This window comes from Sporosarcina psychrophila (genome assembly GCF_001590685.1).
GTDB classification, from domain to species: domain Bacteria; phylum Bacillota; class Bacilli; order Bacillales_A; family Planococcaceae; genus Sporosarcina; species Sporosarcina psychrophila.
Map to the genome: position 1 here is coordinate 4180702 of NZ_CP014616.1, position 21501 is coordinate 4202202.

General features: G+C 44.6%; 16 protein-coding genes and 1 pseudogene. 1 reads left to right on the forward strand and 16 read right to left on the reverse strand.

All coding sequences use genetic code 11. The features are described from left to right. Window positions 1-117 precede the first annotated feature (117 nt). The 5 genes and pseudogenes from glpX to AZE41_RS19580 all read right to left on the reverse strand — a co-directional run bounded on the left by glpX (window position 118) and on the right by AZE41_RS19580 (window position 4558). Entirely contained in the window at window positions 118-1083 is a 966-nt protein-coding gene (gene glpX, locus AZE41_RS19560; protein WP_067213167.1) for a class II fructose-bisphosphatase, read from the reverse strand. Window positions 1084-1169: 86 nt separating this feature from the next. Further along, on the reverse strand, window positions 1170-2447 hold the full coding sequence (locus tag AZE41_RS19565; protein ID WP_067213170.1) for a UDP-N-acetylglucosamine 1-carboxyvinyltransferase: 1278 nt from the start codon (window positions 2445-2447) through the stop codon (window positions 1170-1172). Window positions 2448-2466: 19 nt separating this feature from the next. Then, window positions 2467-3114 carry a fructose-6-phosphate aldolase gene (fsa, locus tag AZE41_RS19570; RefSeq protein WP_067213173.1) on the reverse strand — a complete coding sequence of 216 codons (648 nt, stop codon included), beginning with the start codon at window positions 3112-3114 and terminating at the stop codon, window positions 2467-2469. Between the two features lie 129 nt (window positions 3115-3243). Next, window positions 3244-4101: a class II fructose-bisphosphate aldolase gene (locus AZE41_RS19575; protein WP_067213174.1), complete on the reverse strand. Its 858-nt coding sequence runs from the start codon at window positions 4099-4101 to the stop codon at window positions 3244-3246. 97 nt (window positions 4102-4198) lie between these two features. Continuing rightward, window positions 4199-4558 (reverse strand): annotated as a pseudogene (locus tag AZE41_RS19580) (response regulator). A 146-nt stretch (window positions 4559-4704) separates the two neighbouring features. On the opposite strand from AZE41_RS19580, the gene AZE41_RS19585 reads away from it, so the two are divergent. Next, a complete protein-coding gene (locus AZE41_RS19585) occupies window positions 4705-5217 on the forward strand; it encodes a DUF2529 family protein (RefSeq protein WP_335339526.1) in 513 nt (170 codons plus the stop codon). 621 nt (window positions 5218-5838) lie between these two features. On the opposite strand, the gene AZE41_RS19590 is transcribed toward AZE41_RS19585, so the two are convergent. The 11 genes from AZE41_RS19590 to AZE41_RS19640 form a co-directional block, all read right to left on the reverse strand. Continuing rightward, window positions 5839-7434, reverse strand: a complete 1596-nt coding sequence (locus AZE41_RS19590; protein WP_067213177.1) for a CTP synthase — start codon at window positions 7432-7434, stop codon at window positions 5839-5841. Between the two features lie 360 nt (window positions 7435-7794). Next, the gene (gene rpoE, locus AZE41_RS19595; RefSeq protein ID WP_082786741.1) at window positions 7795-8367 is read right to left on the reverse strand and encodes a DNA-directed RNA polymerase subunit delta; all 573 of its coding nucleotides are present in this window, start codon (window positions 8365-8367) and stop codon (window positions 7795-7797) included. A gap of 649 nt (window positions 8368-9016) precedes the next feature. Further along, entirely contained in the window at window positions 9017-12274 is a 3258-nt protein-coding gene (icmF, locus tag AZE41_RS19600; protein WP_067213180.1) for a fused isobutyryl-CoA mutase/GTPase IcmF, read from the reverse strand. A 32-nt stretch (window positions 12275-12306) separates the two neighbouring features. Continuing rightward, the gene (locus AZE41_RS19605) at window positions 12307-12858 is read right to left on the reverse strand and encodes a TetR/AcrR family transcriptional regulator (protein ID WP_082786850.1); all 552 of its coding nucleotides are present in this window, start codon (window positions 12856-12858) and stop codon (window positions 12307-12309) included. 84 nt (window positions 12859-12942) lie between these two features. Further along, on the reverse strand, window positions 12943-14082 hold the full coding sequence (locus AZE41_RS19610; RefSeq protein ID WP_067213186.1) for an acyl-CoA dehydrogenase: 1140 nt from the start codon (window positions 14080-14082) through the stop codon (window positions 12943-12945). A gap of 163 nt (window positions 14083-14245) precedes the next feature. Then, a complete protein-coding gene (locus AZE41_RS19615) occupies window positions 14246-15382 on the reverse strand; it encodes an acyl-CoA dehydrogenase (protein WP_067213189.1) in 1137 nt (378 codons plus the stop codon). A gap of 30 nt (window positions 15383-15412) precedes the next feature. Next, window positions 15413-16264, reverse strand: a complete 852-nt coding sequence (locus tag AZE41_RS19620) for a 3-hydroxybutyryl-CoA dehydrogenase (RefSeq protein ID WP_067213191.1) — start codon at window positions 16262-16264, stop codon at window positions 15413-15415. A gap of 17 nt (window positions 16265-16281) precedes the next feature. Next, a complete protein-coding gene (locus tag AZE41_RS19625; protein WP_067213193.1) occupies window positions 16282-17478 on the reverse strand; it encodes an acetyl-CoA C-acetyltransferase in 1197 nt (398 codons plus the stop codon). A gap of 177 nt (window positions 17479-17655) precedes the next feature. Continuing rightward, the gene (locus AZE41_RS19630; RefSeq protein ID WP_067213195.1) at window positions 17656-19806 is read right to left on the reverse strand and encodes a (Fe-S)-binding protein; all 2151 of its coding nucleotides are present in this window, start codon (window positions 19804-19806) and stop codon (window positions 17656-17658) included. 527 nt (window positions 19807-20333) lie between these two features. Further along, entirely contained in the window at window positions 20334-21017 is a 684-nt protein-coding gene (locus tag AZE41_RS19635; protein ID WP_067213198.1) for a hypothetical protein, read from the reverse strand. Continuing rightward, a complete protein-coding gene (locus AZE41_RS19640) occupies window positions 21014-21499 on the reverse strand; it encodes an ECF transporter S component (RefSeq protein WP_067213200.1) in 486 nt (161 codons plus the stop codon). The genes AZE41_RS19635 and AZE41_RS19640 overlap by 4 nt, the downstream gene beginning before the upstream one ends. Window positions 21500-21501: the final 2 nt, after the last annotated feature.

Here is a 21501-nt window from a genome sequence, read left to right on the forward strand (position 1 = left end):
GGTATATCATAATGAATATATCCTGAAGGTCCACTTCAGACGAGGACCTCCTGGGTATATACAGGTACTTCCTATGCAAGCGAAGATGCCCGGTTTATGACCGGGCGATGAGCTATATCAGTCTTGCATGACAAGCAGAGGTTTTTTCTCCATGCTGTGACGGCCTTCAACAAAACGAATTGTGCCGGATTTCGAACGCATGACTAATGAATGTGTTTCACAGTAACCGCCTTTAAATTGCACGCCACGAAGAAGTTCTCCATCTGTTACGCCAGTTGCAGCGAATATGGCGTCGTCCCCTTTGACAAGGTCGTCCATGTAAAGCACTTTGTCGACGTCGATTCCCATCTTGATACAACGTTCACGTTCTGCATCATTTGACGGAACCAGTCTACCCTGAATTTCGCCGCCAAGGCATTTCAATCCAACTGCAGCAATAACACCTTCTGGTGCTCCGCCAAGTCCGAATAAAATGTCTACTCCGGTTTCATCAAAAGCAGTATTGATGGCTGCTGCAACGTCACCATCATTGATAAGCTTAATGCGTGCGCCTGAAGCCCGAATTTCTTCGATGATAGCAGCGTGACGTTCCCTGTTAAGAACAGTTGCAACAATGTCACCAATGTTTTTATTTTTAGCCTTAGCAACAGCCATAAGGTTTTCAGTTACGGATGCATCGATATCGATTTTACCAACCGCTTCAGGGCCAACAGCGATTTTGTTCATATACATATCTGGTGCATTCAAAAGATTGCCTTTATCCGCAATAGCTAGAACTGCAAGTGCGTTCCAGCCGCCTGCTGCGACAATATTTGTTCCTTCAAGCGGGTCAACAGCGACGTCCACTTCAGGACCAATTCCAGTCCCTAGCTTTTCACCAATATAAAGCATCGGTGCTTCGTCCATTTCCCCTTCACCAATTACGACAATCCCTTGCATCGGAATAGTATCGAATACTGTACGCATTGCTGTTGTTGCAGCGTCATCCGCCTCATTTTTCAAGCCGCGTCCCATCCAGCGTGAAGCTGATACTGCTGCTGCTTCTGTAACACGAACTAATTCCATCGATAAACTGCGTTCCATTTGTGTGCCTCCTGGTATACGGTTAAATCCCGTAAGTTTTGCCACTCTGACTAATTATAGCATAATTTTTTCTGGTGCTGGGTCGTTCATTCGCCCACGATTGCTTCTTTCGAAATCGATACTTTGCGGATATCCGCTCCAATTCCCTGAAGTTTTTCGATAAGGGAGCTATACCCGCGCTCGATGTGCTGAATTTCTTGTACTTCCGTCACTCCGTCGGCAATGAGTCCCGCAATAACGAGCGCGGCCCCTGCGCGAAGGTCGGATGCGCGTACTGTTGCCGCCTGAAGCGGCGTCGGTCCAGCTAGAATCGCCGACCGTCCTTCAACTCGCGCATCAGCATTCATTCTTGTGAGCTCGTCGATATGCTTAAATCTAGCCGAGTAAACTGTATCCGTAATGACGGAAGGTCCAGCTGCTTGCGATAGTAACACAGAAAATGGCTGTTGGAGATCCGTTGGAAAACCTGGATATACAAGTGTTTTCACATCGACGGCTTGCAGATTTCTCGACTTTGGAATGAAGATTTGTTCTTCTCCTTCAACAATATCCACACCCATTTCACGAAGCTTCGCCGTGAGCGCCTCAACATGGAACGGTATGACATTGTCAATTGTAACGCCATCGCCCGCTGCTGCGGCCATAATCATAAAAGTACCTGCCTCAATTCGATCAGGTATAATTGTATGTTTTGTGCCGTGAAGTTTTTCCACGCCATCTATACGAATGACATTCGTTCCTGCGCCCTTAATTTTCGCACCCATATTGGACAACAGTGTAGCGACGTCAATGATTTCAGGTTCCTTCGCTGCATTCTCAATTGTCGTACGACCCTTTGCGAGAACTGCTGCGAGCATGATATTAATTGTTGCACCAACACTGATGACGTCTAAATAGATTTTTGCACCGCGTAATTCTTCCGCACGCAAATAGATGGCACCGTGTTCGTTGGTTACTTTCGCGCCGAGCGCTTCGAAACCTTTGATATGTTGATCTATTGGTCGTGGCCCCAGATGACAACCACCTGGCAAGCCGATGACCGCGTGCTTGAATCTTCCAAGCATCGCGCCCATCATATAGTAGGATGCACGAAGCTTCTTCACGTTACCGTTCGGAAGTGGCATCGACATCATTTCTGTTGGATCAATCGTCATCGTTCCTTTATTAAATTCAACTTTCCCACCGATATCTTCCAGTAGCGCCTGAAGGGTAACGACATCCGAAATTTCTGGCAGTCCTTCGATTGTAACTAGGGAATCAGCCAGAATAGAAGCAGGGATAAGTGCAACTGCACTGTTTTTAGCGCCACTCACTTTAATTGAACCTCGTAATGGTTTGCCGCCTGTTATTTTATAAACGTCCATATGACTCTCCTTTGATGCCTTACTTGTTCTTTCTAGTTTCCCAGTCCGCAAGAAATGCTTCGATTCCTTTATCCGTAAGTGGGTGCTTGAATAGCTGCGTCAACACGTTGAAAGGTGTCGTTGCAATATCTGCACCACTAAGCGCTGCGTCTGTAATATGCTGTGGGCTGCGGATGGATGCAGCAATAATTTCTGTTTTGATATTGTGGATTGAGAAGATATCTGCAATTGTAGAGACCAACGCCATGCCATCTTGTCCAATGTCATCGAGTCTGCCGAGGAATGGGGAAACATATGTCGCTCCTGCACGTGCTGCAAGAAGTGCCTGATTTGCACTGAAGATAAGTGTTACGTTTGTTTTGATGCCTTCCTGTGAAAAGACCGCACAAGCTTTCAATCCTTCAGGTGTCATTGGCAATTTCACCGTAATATTTGGAGCAATTTCCGCCAATACTCGTCCTTCTTTGATCATGCCTTCAGCATCAAGTGCGATGACTTCTGCACTGACTGAACCAGGGACAAGTGCTGCAATTTCTCGCAACCTATCATGAAAAGGTACATCTTCTTTCGCAACAAGTGAAGGATTTGTTGTAACTCCTGATAGTATGCCCCAAGTATGCGCTTCTTTGATTTCTTCAAAATTAGCTGTATCAATGAAAAACTTCATGAATAAAATCCCCCTTATAATGAATGAATACTCTATAGTAAAAACTTTATGAAGAGCTCCGAAAAACTCTTAAAAGAAGGAGAATACATCACCATTGATGTTTCTCCTCTTTCTGTTAACTAAATATAATTAAGCTTTTTGTGAACTACCGAATTCGCGCATTTTACCAATAACCGTTACTTTGATGGCATCGCGCATTGGCGTCAAGAATTTACGTGGATCATAGGCTTCAGCGTCTGCCGCAAGTGTTTCACGTACAGCTTTTGTTCCTTGTATTTGGTTTTCTGTATTGACGTTAATTTTAGCCGTTCCGAATGAAATAGATTTTTGGATATCTTTTATCGGAATACCTGTTCCGCCATGAAGGACAAGCGGTAGGTCAGATTGACTTGAGATTTCTTCCATTTCCTTGAAACCAAGGTTTGGCTCGCCTTTATATGGTCCGTGGACTGATCCTAATGCAGGTGCAAGACAGTCGATTCCTGTTTTGTCCACAAGCTCTTTACATTCTGCAGGGTTCGCATAAATGACGCCTTCAGCAATAATATCGTCTTCCTGGCCTCCAACGACCCCAAGTTCTGCTTCTACAGAAACTCCCCGTTCATGCGCATAATCAACTACACTTTTCGTAATTTCAATATTTTCTGCAAGTGGTTTTGATGAAGCGTCGATCATAACGGAAGTGAAACCTGCTTCAATCGCTTCTTTACATTTTTCGAAGCTTGAACCGTGATCCAAATGAATTGCAACAGGAACTGTAATTTTATAATCGTGCATAAGACCTTTCACCATGTGGACTACCGTTGTGAAACCGCCCATATAACGTGCTGCACCTTCGGATACCCCAAGGATAACAGGAGATTGTTCTTCTTGTGCCGCTAGTAAAATCGCTTGCGTATATTCAAGGTTGTTTATATTAAACTGACCTATTGCGTACCCTTCTTTTTTCCCTTTGATCATCATTTCTTTCATGGAGACAAGTGCCATGCGAATTCCTCCTTAGGATCTTGAAAAGAATAGTGTGATTATTGTATACCACCAATATCATAACAAAAACAGCCAGTGTTTACCACTGCCTGCTTTGTCAGTTTTCAAACATTGCGTTCACCGCATCACGGACTTCATAAATATCAAACGGCTTAGTAAAATATTTCATAGCCCCAGTTTTCAATGCATCTTCTGTTAATTCAATTTCACCGTACGCAGTCATCATGATGACTGGTATCTCTGGCTAGCCAATTTTTAATCTTTTTAAAACCTCTAATCCATCTATGCCTGGCATTTTCATATCAAGCAGGACACAGCCTGGTACTTCTTGTTCCACCGCTTGGAGCGCTTCTAATCCATTTGCTGCGAGGGTTGTTTTAAACCCTTCCCGGCGGAATACTTCATCCAACAAAAGTCGTATCCCCTTTTGATCATCCACAATTAAAAGACTTTTCAATCTCCATTCCCTCTTTCTGCAATCCCATGTTGTTATACCTACTTATTTGACAAATGTCACAGATACCCTTCTTTTTTTGACAAAACTTTGTCCTTTGCTTTCCATGCTCCTTTTCCTATAATTAGGTGGAGGTGGTAATTTTGAAAATGTTGACGACACAAATCAGCGGACTTCTTCAGCGTATCGCCGGAAATGGTGAAGAGTCTATTGAAGAAACAGCCCGTCTTCTCGCACAGGCAACAATTGGGGAAGGTCGTGCTATTATTGCGGGATTCGGTGAAATGGAGGCAGTTACTGCAACCGCCTTTCACAGTATCGAACCACTTAGCGGTGCCGTTCGTTATGAGTTCGGGATGGACATTACAGCAGCCGACCGGATTTGGCTATTAACTCGGGCTGCGACGGATAGGCCTGCATTGGAACTTGCACAGCAACTTGCTGGACGATTCATTCCTTTTGCCGCGCTCGCCGCTGAAAAACCGGGCAGCAGCAATGAACTTGCAGAATTATCCTATACATATATATCGACCGGGCTTACGCGCGGTTTATTACCAGGTGACGACGGCGAACGGATTGTTCAGCCGCATGCGCTCAGTGCGTTGTTTGTTTATGAAGCTGTGAAGATTGCCTATGATGAAATGATTTTAGACAAGGATTAAAAACAAGTAAAAGCTGCACATAAGCGGGAATTCCCCGTTTATGTGCAGCTTTTTTAGTTAGTGATTGGTGGATATGATTGGTTGCGTGACCGATATGATTGGTCGAGCGACGGATATGCTCAGGTCCTGACATATATGATCGGGTAGATGCCCGATATGCTCGGTTGACCGATACATATGATCGGATAGACAGCGGTTATGCTCGGGTACTGATATATATGATCGGGCAGCCGGTGGATATGATCGGGTCCTGACATATATGATCGGGTAGATGCCCGATATGCTCGGTTGACCGATACATATGATCGGATAGACGGCGGTTATGCTCGGGTACTGATATATATGATCGGGCAGCCGGTGGATATGATCGGGTAGATGCCGGATATGCTCGGGTACCTGATATATGATCGGTTAGATGCCCGATATGCTCGGGTTCATGATATATATGATCGGGTAGACGGCGGATATGCTCGGTTGACCAATACATATGATCGGTAGACGATGGATATGCTCGGTTCATGATATATACGATCAGTTAGATGCCCGATATGCTCGGTTGAGCGGCATATATGATCGGTCGCGCGCTATATATGGCTAGTCCAACAGGTTGCAACCGAAACGTTATTCTTTTCCAGCGATTATCGCTCCTAAGAACTCGCGGAATAGCGGTTGTGGGCGTGTTGGGCGTGATGCGAATTCTGGGTGGAACGAGACACCGACAAAGAATGGGTGACCTTCTAATTCTATGATTTCCACGAGTTGTTCATTCGGGCTTATACCAGAAATCCTCATACCTGCAGCTTCGAATTGCTCGCGGTATTCATTATTAAATTCATAGCGATTACGGTGACGTTCGTAAATCAACTCTTCGCCGTAAGCAGCACGCGCTTTCGTTCCTTCTTTTAATTTACATGGGTAAGCGCCAAGTCTGAAGTAACTTTCTGGATTACCATTACTTTCAGGAGGACTCTCAATAATTTGATTTTCCGTATCTTTATCAAATTCAACTGAATGAGCGTTTTCGATTCCCATAACATTGCGTGCGTATTCGACTGCAGCTAATTGCATGCCAAGGCCGATACCGAAAAACGGGATGCCATTTATACGGGCATAAGTAATTGCTTCAATTTTACCATCTATACCACGTTTTCCAAAACCAGCTGGAACGAGGATTCCGTCGACATCCGATAATAATTCAGCTGCACTCTGTGCTGTTACATCTTCCGAATTGATCCATTTTATTTCAATTTCTGTGTCGAAACCGTAACCTGCGTGGCGAAGTGCTTCAACCGCTGAAATATATGCATCCTGCATTTCAACATACTTCCCGACAAGTCCGATACGAACTTTTTTCGAAAGGGATTTCACAAGTGTTACTAGTTCTTTTATTTCTGTCATATCAGGTTGTTTCGTCTCAAGTTCAAGGAAATCTACTACGATTTGATCCATATTCTGTTCATGCAATCTAAGCGGTACTTCGTATAGCGTTTCCGCGTCAAGTGCTTCGATGACTTCTTCTGGTTTGATATTACAGAACAAAGCAATCTTATCTTTCATTTCTTGCGGTACTGGATATTCGCTTCGTACAACAATCATATTTGGCTGAATTCCGAGACTCCGAAGTTCCTTAACACTATGCTGTGTAGGTTTTGTCTTCATTTCACCGGCTGCATGCAAGTAAGGAATAAGGGTGTTATGAATATACATAACGTCACTTTTCCCAAGATCCGTTTTCATCTGACGAAGTGCTTCTAGATAAGGAAGGGATTCGATATCGCCGACACTGCCACCAATTTCTGTAATGACGACGTCTGCGTTCGTTTCTTTTCCAGCACGTTTGATCAGGCTTTTGATTTCATTTGTAATATGAGGGATGACTTGGACAGTTGCTCCATTGTATTCACCGCGACGTTCTTTTTGTAGGACAGATGAATATACTTTCCCCATCGTTACGTTCGAATACTTGTTCAATTTGATGTCAATAAAACGTTCATAATGACCTAGGTCTAGATCCGTTTCTGCCCCATCTTCTGTAACGAAGACCTCACCATGCTGTAAAGGACTCATCATTCTTGGGTCAAGGTTAATGTATGGATCGAATTTTTGGATTGTCACCTGAAGTCCTCGAGATTTTAATAGTCGTCCAAGTGATGCTGCGTTGATACCTTTACCTAGTGATGAGACAACGCCACCGGTTACGAAAATATACTTTGTCATGTTTTACTCCTCCATTCGTCTGGTTCGTTCTAGTTAAATCAAATTCACCTTGACGTAATTGCGTACAGATCAAGTAAGGAAGTTAGCGTAAATGCGTCGTTTCCTTGCGACAACAGCTAACCAACCTGCATCAAGCAGGCCGTGAGTCTACTCAATTCATTCCCATCAAAATCTGTGACATCCGCCGGAGGCTTTAACATTATTCAGCAGGGGTTTGGAGTTCTGCGGAATAATGTTAAAACAATAAAAAGCGCCCCGTCTGTAGACAGTATCTACAGGAGGAGCGCATATACACTGATTCATGTCCATTTAAGGAGCCCAGTCAAAATGTTATAGTGTCGGACGTGTGAAGTCAAGTAATTATTCCTTGATTTCATCCTCGTCTTCATCTTCCTCTTCTTCGTCTTCTTCATCAAGTTCAAGCTCTGCATCATCAGGGATGATTTCAAGCTCGTCGTCTGGATCAATAAGATCTACTTCGATCTCGACAACGTCTTCTTCTTCCTCGTCGTCGTCATCGTCGTCGTCTTCATCGTCATCGATTAGTTCATCGAATTCTTCATCGAACAACTCATCCTCGTCATCCTCGTCTTCAATGATGTCGTCGTCTTCAAGCAACGCTTTTTTCTTTTTCTTCTTGCGTACTTTTACGACTGGAGCTGTTTCTACTTCGATTTGATCAACCGGATACCATTCGCGCAATCCCCAACGGTTGTCGTTGATAGCAAGGAATCTCCCGTCAATGTTCATGTCTGTATAGAATTGTTGTAATTTTGTTCTCATAACTCGTTCAGTTATGCCATTCAGTTTACGGATTGCGTCCATCAGCTGAAGCAATGTTAGCGGTTCTTTTCTTTCCGCCAAAACCGCATATGCGATATCAATCATCGATTCTTCTATCAGTTGTTCTTTCGTCATTTCACGGATGTTCAATTAACGCACGTCCTTTCTATAAACACAAACATACTTATCATTATAAACAATACAGTCCAAAATATGCTACATTCTTTTATTCTTTTTGGAGTGTCGAAGTTCTGTCACACAAATAAACCCCAAATAAGCCCCAGAAAGTAAAAAAGGGATAGCACCTAATCCTTTATCATATAGCAGAAAAAAGAGGGTGGCAAGGGTGGCTATGATCAATATATGTATATATAGTTTCACGCCCGCACCCCTTCCAGTCATTCTCTCTATTATACGTGAAAATTACAAGCAATATCCATATAAAAGAAAAGTACATACCAAACACTTTCCAGGGGAATAATGGACATAGTGATTTCATTCAATACCGCTATGGCGCTTGGGGATGCCTCTCGCCCGATTTACATAGATGGGGCAATCCCCGGCAGCATGGAGTAAAACGCATTATGACAGCGGTCGGTACTACACACTAAAAAAGGAAAATCCGTGCTAAACCGAAGTTTGCACGGATTCGTGGCCTACAGGAAGTAGGTCATGCAGTTGCACTTTTAGACTGCCATCCCTAATTGTCCGGCTCCAGCGCCCAGACGCTCGCGTCCGCTGGATGTGGGTCATCCAGCAATTGCGACAGGACGTCGCGCTTTTAGGCTGCGTTCCTTAATTACATATTCCGTCTATACTGCCCGCCTACTTCATATAACGCGTTGGTAATTTGCCCCAAACTTGCCACTCTCACCGTTTCCATTAGTTCTTGGAAGATGTTACCGCCTGAAACAGCTACTTCTTTCAGCTTCTTCAAGGCTTCTTCGGTTTGATCGGCATGCAAGCTTTTGAATGCACGTAAGTTGAGGATTTGTGTTTCTTTCTCGTCTTGTGTGGCACGCGCGATTTCCATGTTATCGACGTCATCAGACGACGGTGGATTCGGGTTCAAGTATGTGTTAACGCCAATAATTGGCAACTCACCTGAATGCTTTTTCATTTCATAATGCATCGATTCTTCTTGGATTTTACCGCGTTGGTATTGTGTTTCCATCGAACCGAGCACGCCGCCGCGGTCATTTAAGCTTTCAAATTCGCGCAAGACCATTTCTTCAACGAGATCCGTTAATTCATCGACAATAAATGCGCCTTGAAGCGGATTTTCATTTTTCGACAGGCCGTGCTCATTTGTAATAATCATTTGGATTGCCATCGCACGACGAACTGATTCTTCCGTTGGCGTTGTAATGGCTTCGTCATACGCATTCGTATGGAGCGAGTTACAGTTATCCTGCAATGCCATAAGCGCCTGCAGCGTTGTGCGGATATCGTTAAAATCAATTTCCTGCGCGTGCAAGCTGCGGCCTGATGTTTGGACATGGTACTTCAATTTTTGGCTACGTTCGTTGGCGCCGTATTTCTGACGCATCGCGACTGCCCAAATGCGGCGAGCAACGCGTCCGATAACCGTATATTCCGGATCAAGGCCATTCGAGAAGAAGAACGATAAATTCGGAGCGAAATCATCGATATTCATACCGCGGCTCAAATAATATTCTACATATGTGAAGCCATTTGATAGTGTGAATGCCAATTGTGAAATCGGGTTTGCGCCTGCTTCTGCAATATGGTAGCCAGAAATCGACACCGAGTAGTAATTACGTACTTTTTCATCGATGAAGTACTGCTGGATATCCCCCATCATGCGAAGCGCGAATTCTGTTGAGAAGATACATGTATTCTGTCCTTGGTCTTCTTTCAGAATATCTGCTTGCACTGTTCCACGAACTGCTTGAAGCGTTCCTTCTTTGACTTCAATGAATTCTTCAACAGTTAGTGCCCGCCCAAGTTTTTCCTCGTTGATGCGCACTTGTTGATCGATTGCTGTATTCATAAACATGGCAAGAATAATCGGTGCTGGACCGTTAATAGTCATGGAAACAGACGTTGCCGGTGCACACAGATCGAAACCTTCGTACAGTTTCTTCATATCTTCTAACGTACAGATACTGACGCCAGACTCCCCAACTTTTCCGTAAATATCTGGACGTTCATCCGGGTCTTCTCCGTATAATGTCACAGAGTCGAACGCCGTTGACAGTCGTTTCGCATCGTCATCTTTCGATAAATAGTGGAAACGACGATTCGTCCGTTCCGGTGTTCCTTCTCCGGCAAATTGACGTTTTGGATCTTCGCCTTCACGTTTGAATGGGAATACGCCAGCTGTATATGGATAGGACCCCGGGACGTTTTCTTTATAAACCCAGCGAAGAATTTCACCGTAATCTTTGAATTTCGGCAACGCGACTTTCGGGATTTTTAATCCTGAAAGACTTGTGGTTGTCAAAGCAGTGCGCAGTTCTTTACCGCGAACTTTTGTGATGAATTCATCGCCCGCGTAGGCTTCTTTCAATTTATCCCAGTTTGCGAGGATACGTTTCGACTCTGACGTCAATTCTTCTTTAATGCCTTCCGCAAGTGATTGCAGTGAAGTCACGAGCGCATCGTCTGGCGCTTGTTCGTTGACCGTTTGAATGGCTCCTTCGAGCTGGAATAATTTGCGTGCAAGCGTTTCCTGCACTTCAGATTTTTTATGGTACCCACGGACCGTATCAGAGATTTCACGTAAATATTGCTGACGGTCGTTCGGGATGATGACGTTTTGTTTTTGTGTTTTGACGAATTGTCCGTAAGATGTTTCCCAGTCGAGGCCGCATTTGTCGTTCAATACGGAAACGAGTGCTGCAAAGAGTGAATTCGTCCCTTTGTCGTTGAATTGGCTTGCGATTGTGCCATACACTGGCATTGTATCGAGATCTTTATCCCACAGAAGATGACTGCGTTGATACTGTTTTTGCACTTGGCGCAATGCATCTTCAGAGCCTTTACGTTCGAATTTATTGATGACAATTAGGTCTGCGAAATCAATCATGTCAATCTTTTCAAGTTGTGTCGGCGCACCGAACTCGCTTGTCATGACATACATCGAAGCATCGGAAACTTCCGTAATTTCAGCATCCCCTTGCCCGATTCCACTTGTTTCAACAACGATTAGGTCGAAACCAACTGTTTTTACAATGTCTAACACATCCCGAATCGCTCCAGAAAGCTCTGTACGCGAACCACGTGTTGCGAGACTTCGCATGAATACGCGCTTATTGAAGATGGCATTCATACGAATACGGTCACCAAGTAAAGCCCCACCTGTTTTCTGTTTCGTTGGGTCAATTGATAGGATTGCGACTCTTTTTTCCGGTAGTTCGTGGAGGAATCTGCGAATTAATTCGTCAGTAAGCGAACTTTTCCCCGCTCCACCTGTTCCAGTAATCCCAAGAACCGGTGTATTTTTAGAAAGTGTACGTGCTTTTTCAACAACTGCAACTGCTTGCGCATCATTCTGACCGTACATTTCTTCCACGTACGTAATGACATTCGCGAGTACTTCGGGTTGGTCGACAGTTATTTTTTCAAGGTTTTCCATTTCATTGTCAGTCGCTGTGAGGTAATCACATTGCTCCAACATCCGATTAATCATCCCTTGAAGACCCATTTTACGTCCATCTTCAGGAGAGAAAATCCATGTAATACCATAGTCATGCAGTTCTTTGATTTCCTTCGGGATGATAACTCCGCCGCCACCTGCGTAAATGCGAATATGCGGTGCCCCTTTTTCCTGAAGAAGGTCATACATATATTTAAAGTATTCAACATGCCCGCCTTGGTACGAGGACATCGCAATTGCTTGAACGTCTTCCTGAATGGCCGCGTTGACAACTTCCTCGACTGAACGATTATGCCCCAAGTGAATTACTTCTGCGCCGCTCGCTTGCATAATACGACGCATGATATTGATGGATGCGTCATGCCCGTCGAAAAGACTCGACGCTGTAACGAACCGGATATGGTGTTTCGGTTTATAAATCTCAACTGTTGCCATATGTGGAACACCCCTTTGCATTAATGAACGTTTTACCCAATTAACCCTTTAAAAAGTTGGTCTGTTTGAACACGTATATAGGTTTCTATCGTATAACTTCTATGCAATGCCCATCTGCGAAATGCCCACATCTGTCCTTGTACGACGATATGATGTGCCGCGATGCCGACTTCTTCTTCTGAAATGCGCAGTTCCCCCGACTTTGCACACATTTCTAAAAGATTCTCGAACAAAGCGACCATTTCCATTTCTTTTTTCAGAACATATTGCAGTGCATCTTTCGGTAGAGATTTTGATTCTTGGTACATGACCAGAAATTCGTCCGACATATCGTCAATCAAATGATAATACTGATTAATGGCCACTCGCAGTCCATCCACTGTCCCTTCTTGGGTAGGCAGGGCAGAAAGGCGGTCATGCACTTCGTTATAAATACTGTCACAAACGAGATAGAGTACATCTTCCTTGGTGCGTATATATTCATAAAGCGTTCCGATGCTAAATCCCGCTTCTTTCGCGATTTCGCGGGTTGTTGCGCGATGGAATCCCTTTTCTTTAAAAAGTTTCACCGCACCACGAATCATCTGTTCACGCCGTTTTTCAATCAGACTTTCATCTTTGACAGACGATTTCACTTCTCGTTTATTCACTTTCCTACACCTCCCCGCTTATTTCGTCAGCATTCGGGAGATAACGAGACGCTGAATTTCTTGCGTTCCTTCGTAGATCTGCGTAATTTTCGCATCACGCATATAACGCTCAACAGGATAATCTTTTGTATACCCATAACCGCCGAAAACCTGAACAGCGTCTGTTGTAACTTTCATAGCTGTATCTCCAGCCATTAGTTTTGCCATTGCAGATGCTTGACCATATGGTAAATTATTCGACTCGAGCCATGCAGCTTGGTATGTTAACAATCTTGAAGCTTCCGTTGCTGTCGCCATATCTGCCAATTTAAAGCCGATGCCTTGGTTTGCAGCGATAGGTTTACCGAATTGAACGCGCTCTTTCGCATAGTCAACAGCTGCGTCAAGTGCCCCTTGTGCAATCCCGACTGCTTGTGCAGCAATTCCGTTACGGCCGCCGTCAAGTGTTTTCATAGCGATGATGAAGCCTTGCCCTTCTTCACCAAGAAGATTTTCTTTTGGTACACGACAGTTGTCGAACATGATTTCAGTTGTAGGCGATGAACGAATGCCGAGTTTACGCTCTTTTTTCCCAACAGAGAAGCCAGGGAAATCTTTTTCTACGATAAAAGCACTTGTTCCTTTATGTTTTGAATCTGGATCAGTAACTGCGAATACGATGTAGATGTCCGCAATGCCGCCGTTTGTAATGAAAATCTTAGAACCATTTATTACGTAGTCATCGCCGTCACGTTTCGCTGTTGTGCGCATGCCGCCTGCATCAGAACCAGAACTAGGCTCCGTTAGACCGTATGCCCCCATTTTCGTACCTTCTGCCATTGGACGAAGGTATTGTTGTTTTTGTTCTTCCGTTCCGTAATTAAATACCGGCCATCCCGCTAGAGATGTATGCGCAGAAAGTGTTACGCCTGTTGAAGCACAAACGCGTGACAGTTCTTCTACAGCGATACAATATGCGAGAAAGTCACTGCCGATGCCGCCATACTCTTCAGGCCAAGGAATACCTGTTAGGCCAAGGTCCGCCATTTTTTTGAAGATATCCATGTCGAAACGTTCTTCTTCATCACGTTCTGCTGCTGTTGGTGCAACTTCATTTTCCGCAAAGTCGCGGACCATTTTACGGATCATTTCGTGTTCTTCGGATAATTTAAAGTTCATTGGGTTTCCCACCTTATTTGGTATTTGGTTGGTATTTATTGTATAATTCCTGCAAAGGGCACAGGAATTATACAAACCGAACTCTTCGTTGTTCGGTTTGCAATTACGATTGGAAAGTTGCAGTTAGAATCCCATAGTTGCAATTACACTAAGAACGCGTACATCACTTCATCAGATGTTTCGAAATAACAATACGTTGAATTTCACTTGTGCCTTCGTAGATTTCAGTTACTTTTGCGTCACGGAAATAGCGCTCGACTGGGTAATCTTCTGTATAGCCATAACCGCCGAATACTTGAACTGCTTCAATTGATCCTTCGACTGCCGCTTTTGAAGCAAATAACTTAGCCATCGAGGCTTCTTTTCCACACGGGAGTCCTTCTGCACGCAGTTGTGCAGCGCGGTAGACGAGTAGTTTTGCTGCTTCGACTGCAGTTGCCATATCCGCAAGTTTAAATCCTACGCCTTGCTGAGCAGCAATCGGCTTGCCGAACTGAACACGATCTTTCGCGTAACCTGTTGCCGCTTCAAGTGCTGCTTCTGCGATACCGAGTGCTTGCGCTGCGATGCCGATACGACCGACGTCGAGATTTGCCATCGCAATTTTGAAGCCGCCCCCTTCTTCACCAAGTAAGTTTTCTAGTGGAACTTTCATTTGATCAAACGACAGCTCTACTGTTCTCGAACCGTGAAGTCCCATTTTCCGTTCATCTTTTCCAATGACGAGGCCAGGTGTATCTTTATCGACGATGAATGCTGAGATACCGTAAGTCCCTTTAGATGGATCTGTCGATGCAAAGACGATGTAGACATCTGCTTCTCCGCCGTTGGTAATAAACATTTTAGAACCGTTAAGCACATAATGATCGTCTTTTTTGACCGCACGTGTTTTAAGAGATCCTGCGTCAGAACCAGATGACGCTTCTGTCAGGCAGAAAGCACCAAGGTATTCGCCGCTTGCCAATTTTGGGAGGTAACGGTTTTTCTGTTCGTCGTTACCGAAATACATAATCGGGTTTGTTCCAACCGATGTATGAACGGAAAGAATGACACCGACAACGGCGCTTACTTTCGACAGTTCATGGATGGCGCTAATATATGAGATGAAATCCATGCCTGCCCCACCATATTCTTCTGGGACAGTAATGCCCATCAAGCCGAGTCCGCCCATTTTCTTTAAAATGTCACGTGGGAATTCCCCAGCTTCCATACGTGGAATGAACGGTTCGATTTCAGTCTTCGCAAAACTTTGTACCATGTCGCGCATCATCTGCTGTTCTTCGGTGAATGTTAAATCCATTATGATTTCCCCTTTAAATGTAAGCATTAGTTATTCGTAAACGTAAAATCCTCGGCCTGACTTCTTCCCTAACCATCCTGCTTTTACATATTTTCTTAGGAGGGGACATGGGCGATATTTCGAATCGCCAAATCCTTCGTGTAGCGTTTCCATAATATATAGACATGTATCGAGTCCAATAAAGTCTGCGAGCTGAAGCGGACCCATTGGGTGATTCATGCCGAGTTTCATGACTTCGTCAATCGCTTGTTCGGTTGCAACGCCTTCATAGAGCGTGTAAATTGCTTCGTTAATCATCGGCATAAGAATTCGGTTTGCGACGAATCCTGGAAAGTCATTTACTTCTACCGGTGTTTTAGACAATTTCACTGTCATGTCTTCCACCGCTTTGTACACGTCGTCAGCAGTTGCTAGACCGCGGATGATTTCAACGAGTTTCATCACTGGAACTGGGTTCATGAAATGCATGCCAATCACTTGTTCAGGACGCTTTGTTGCCGCCGCGATTTCCGTAATTGGAAGTGAAGATGTATTGGATGCAAGAATTGCATGTTGCGGAGCGATTTCATCCAACTTCGCGAAAATGGACTTTTTAATGTCCATATTTTCAACTGCCGCTTCTATGACAATGTCAACGTCCGATGCATCTTGCAGATCGAGTGATTTCGTTATGCGACCAAGGACTGCGGATTTTTCATCTTCTGTCATACGACCTTTTTCGACATTGCGGGACAGATTCTTTGTAATAACTGCAAGCCCTTTAGCATATGATTCTTCTTTTATATCATTCAGTTTTACGTCGAAGCCGGCTTGTGCACAGACTTGAGCAATTCCTCCGCCCATTTGTCCTGCACCGATTACCATTATTTTTTTAATATCCATTGATTAACGCCTCCACATTATTCCGATTTTGCTACTTCAATCATAATTGCGTCGCCTTGGCCTCCGCCTGAACAAATTGCTGCAATACCGATACCGCCACCTTGGCGTTTCAGTTCATGCGCAAGTGTTAAGATAATACGCGCTCCGCTTGCGCCAATCGGGTGGCCGAGTGCGACTGCACCGCCATTGACGTTCACTTTTTCAGGATCCAGTTCTGCAATTTGTGAACTTGCGAGAGCAACAGCTGCGAATGCTTCGTTTATTTCAAAGAGTTTTATATCTTCTAGTTTCTTACCCGTCTTTTTAAGTAATGCATTAATGACAAGCCCAGGTGTTTGCGGGAAGTTTGCAGGTTCTATAGCCACTTCTGCATGACCAATAATGACTGCTAATGGTGTTTTCCCTTCTTTTAGCGCACGCTCTTCATTCATCAACACAAGTGCACATGCTCCGTCATTTACGCCTGGTGCGTTTCCTGCCGTAATTGTGCCGTCCTTGCCGAATGCCGGTCGCAATTTCGCCAGTGATTCGAGCGATGTGTTGCGGCGTGGTGCTTCATCCGTATCGACTAAAATCGGATCTCCTTTACGCTGTTGAATTTCAACCAGAACGATTTCTTCCGCGAACAATCCTGCGTCGATCGCTTGCAATGCACGTTCATGACTTCGGAGCGACCATGCGTCCTGTGCAACGCGCGTCAGTGCAAATTCTTCAGCTGTCGAGTTACCGTATGTGCCCATATGAACGCGGTCGGGTGAGAATGAACAAGAAAGTCCATCGTAGATCATACCGTCGATCAGTTCTGCATCACCCATTTTCAACCCAAATCGTGCTTTTGGTACGTAGTAAGGGGCATTGGACATAGACTCCATACCGCCCGCAACAATAACTTCTTCATCGCCAAGACGGATCAACTGGTCGCCAAGTGTGACGCTGCGCATGCCTGATGCACATACTTTGTTGATGGTCTCCGTTTTCACCGACCAAGGAAGTCCACCTTTCGTCGCTGCTTGCCTAGAAGGAATTTGACCTTGGCCTGCTTGCAATACCGTTCCGATGATGACTTCACCGACTTCATCTGCTTTCACGCCCGCACGATTTAATGCATCTTTGATAGCAATCCCCCCAAGCTCGCTTGCCGTCAGTGACTTTAACGCTCCGCCAAATTTTGCGAATGGTGTTCTTGCCCCATTTACTATGACCGTTCTTCCCATATCTATCGCCCCTTTGATGATTGTTGGTAACGCTTTCATTCTCATTTGAATTGAGCGACTGAACGCTCGCTCGATAAGAGTTTAAGAAAAAAGGAGTGTTTCCACTCCTTTTGATTTCACAAATCATAGTTCACTATTCTATTAATTGTACGACAATACTGATTGTTCCGCAATGGCTTATTGCAAAATAGACTCTACTTCAACCTCTTCAGCTGGCTGCCAATCCTCACCGAAAATCGAACGTTCTAGTAGTTCGGCGATGTCATATGTGCCAACAGACTCTTCTACTTCTTTCGCTTTCGTGCCGTCTGACAACATCGTCAAGCAGTATGGACAGCCGGATGATATGATTCCCGGGCTGACTTCAAGTGCTTGTTCTGTACGAGCAACGTTGATACGGTGGCCAGTGTCTTCTTCCATCCACATAAGTCCTCCGCCCGCTCCACAGCACATGCCGTCTTCACGATTACGTTTCATTTCGACGAGATTTACGCCAGGAATTGCTTTAAGAATTTCACGTGGTGGATCATAAACGTCATTGTATCTGCCTAGATAACATGAATCATGGAACGTAATTGTTTCGTCGATTGCATGCTCCGGTTTCAACTTCCCTTGGACAACAAGTTCGTAAAGCATTTCCGTATGATGAACTACTTCTGCTTTAAATCCGAAGTCAGGGTATTCATTTTTGAAAATATTGTAGGCATGCGGATCAATCGTGACAAGTTTTGTGACGCCTGCTTTTTCGAATTCTTCAATATTGGCGGTAGCCAACTCTTGGAATAAAAACTCATTCCCTAAACGACGCGGTGTATCTCCAGAGTTCTTCTCTTTATTGCCAAGAATGGCGAACTTGATGCCCGCTTCATTCATAAGATGGACAAATGATAGGGCAATTTTTTGTGAGCGGTTGTCGAATGACCCCATCGAACCCACCCAGAACAGGTAGTCAAATTCTTCGCCCGCTTTTTTCAATTCTTTAACCGTTGGAATATGAAGATCTGGACGTGCATCTCTCCAGTTTTCTTTCTCTTTACGGTTAAGCCCCCATGGATTCCCTTGACGTTCGATGTTTGTCATCGCGCGCTGTGCATCCGGATCCATTTTCCCTTCTGTCATAACAAGATAACGGCGAAGGTCAATGATTTTATCAACGTGTTCATTCATAACCGGACATTGGTCTTCACAGTTACGACATGTTGTACAAGCCCAGATTTCCTCTTCCGTGATGATATCGCCGATGAGGGACGGGTTGTAAATGTCATCCATTGTAGCGCCTTCAAGTCCAGCTGCAAATGCAATCTGGTTGCCTTTTGTTTTATTGAACGCGAGTGTTGGTACCCACGGTTTCTGCTTTGTCACAAGTGCACCTGTATTTGTCAGGTTATCACGTAGTTTCGTTATGAGATCCATCGGAGACAGCATTTTACCTGTTCCAGATGCTGGACACATATTCGTACAACGTCCACATTCAACACAAGCGTATAAGTCGATCATTTGCAGCTGCGTGAAGTCAGTTATTTTACCTACTCCAAGCGGCGGCATCTCTTCTCCTTCTTCTACATCTTCCAATGCTTCGAAGTCGATTGGCTTTAAACGGCCTGCATGATCAAGACGGTGGAAATAAACGTTAGCAGGTCCTGCGATCAAGTGCGCATGTTTCGATTGTGGCACATAGACAAGGAACGTCAGTAAGATTAGCAGATGGATCCACCAAGCAATGAAGAATATGACGGCCGCCCCAGTTTCCGGCATGAAACTGAATACTGTAGCAATCGTCGATGCGATTGGTTCCATCCATGTCGTTTCATGTCCTTGCCAAATCATGTTCATACCGTTTGCAAGTAATGTTGAAAGCATGAGTCCCCCGATGAAAATAAGGACAAGTCCGGATTTCCACCCACGTTTTAAACGTACGAGCTTCTCAACATAACGGCGGTGGAATGCCCACACTACCGCGACAAGTATTGTCACAGCAACGATTTCCTGGAAGATTGTAAAGACAGGATATACTGAACCAAATGGTAAGTGGGATCCCGGTTTTAACCCTTTCCAGACAAGATCGATAGCTCCAAACTGTACGAGTAAAAACCCGTAGAAAAACATAACGTGGATAGCTCCACTCTTTTTATCTTTTAATAATTTCTTTTGTCCGAAGACGTAAATCCATATTTTGCGGAGACGTTCCGAAATGTTATTATCAAACTCTTCTTTTCTCCCCAATTTGATAAATTGAATCCGTGTTTTGATTAGATATGTGAACAACGCAAGCGCGTAGGCCACGACTGCGAGAAACAAAATCCAGTTGGCAATGATCAATGGATGCATTTATTCTCTCCCCTTCCCTTGTTGTTTGAATAGTACAGATAGTGTAGTCGAAAATAAGTATCGTGTCGATGTCTATTTTCTAGTTTAATTATGAATGAGCGTTCAGTCAACTAAAAGTTTTGATAGTTTTGAGATATTGGTGAAATTAGTTGGAGGGTTGGTGGAAGATATGATTGGTAGGAGGGTTATATGATCGGGTGGCTGGTGGATATGATTGGCGCGGCGATAATATGATTGGGTGGCTGGCGGATATGATCGGCGCGACGGTTATATGATCGGTGGCTGGCGGATATGATCGACAAGACAATTATATGATCGGTTAGCCAGCGGATATGATCGGCAAGACGATTATATGATCGGTGGCTGGCGGATATGATCGACAAGACAATTATATGATCGGTTAGCCAGCGGATATGATCGGCAGGACGGTTATATGATCGGTCAGCCTGCAGATTTGATCGGTAGGAGGTTTATATGATCGGTCTCACTATTAAAAGTTAGAAAAACCTGCAAAGACAATGCAGGTTTTAAGTAATCATCATTAGTTTATTCAAATGGACACCGAAAAATGCTTTAGCTTCCTCGATATTCATTTCAGGAATGGCTAGAAGAACCACTGTCGACGGTCCCGCTGATTTCATCGAATCCAGCGCGGTTTCGACGCGCGCTTCCTTAATGCCAGTTAACAAACGGACCTCTTGTAAAATCCCGCTTGAGCCAACTGGCCAGATTTGATGGACGATTTCACTTTTCATTGCCTCGTGAATTAGCCGGACGGACGCAATTTCATCTACGCGAGTTCGCACTTCATCTCCAACGAGCGGTGTGCCGTAAGTAAACCATACACTATTTTTCGGAGCTGGTGCTTCCATCTTTTTGCCGATGATGGTTACTGCCATCGCTGACTGAACAAGCTCCATATTGGTTTCTGAACTGCCATTAATGGGAGGAACTTCAAGCCCCGCCTCGTGGAATAAATCCGTCACGCCTATCACATAATTTTTCCAACTCGTGCTGCCGCTAAAATTATGGACGAGGATTGAAACAGGTTCTGCATGCGTCACCCACTGTTCAAGCAATGCGACGCGAGCTGCAAAATACGCTGTGACGCGATCCGGAACATTAACTATATCCTGCAACTTTTCGCCGATGCCACCTGAATTATCCGTTGTCACGATGAAACCGTTGCCGATATCAATGGCATTTCTCATCGAAGTGCCCCCATGCGACTATCAACCACATGCTGAAGTGACGGCAGAACGACCGCTGCAACAACTGCGTTAACGATTGTCGCGAGCAAGAGAAATGGAACTGCTCCGAGGAAAAATGCCGGTGAAATCAGGAAATAAAACGGCAGCGGTGCGATTAAACCATTTGCCACTATGAAAAAAATCCACTTCGTTAGATTGCGTCCCGCTTTGTGTAGGCGTGCAAAGACGATAACGATGACGAACATTTCAAGTGCAACGAGCACATGAAATGGACCTAACAGAAACCCCGAATTCATAGCGGAGGCCATGTGCCCAAGCATCCCGACTACCCCCGAAAATACCGGCGGGAGAAAGGCCACGGAAATGAGTGCCGGGACAGTATCAAGTGCCAATGAACCAATGCCGGATGGGATTTTGATTAATCCACCGATAACACAAAGGGCTACAAAAAAAGCCGCCAATGTGAGCCGTTTCAATTGCATTG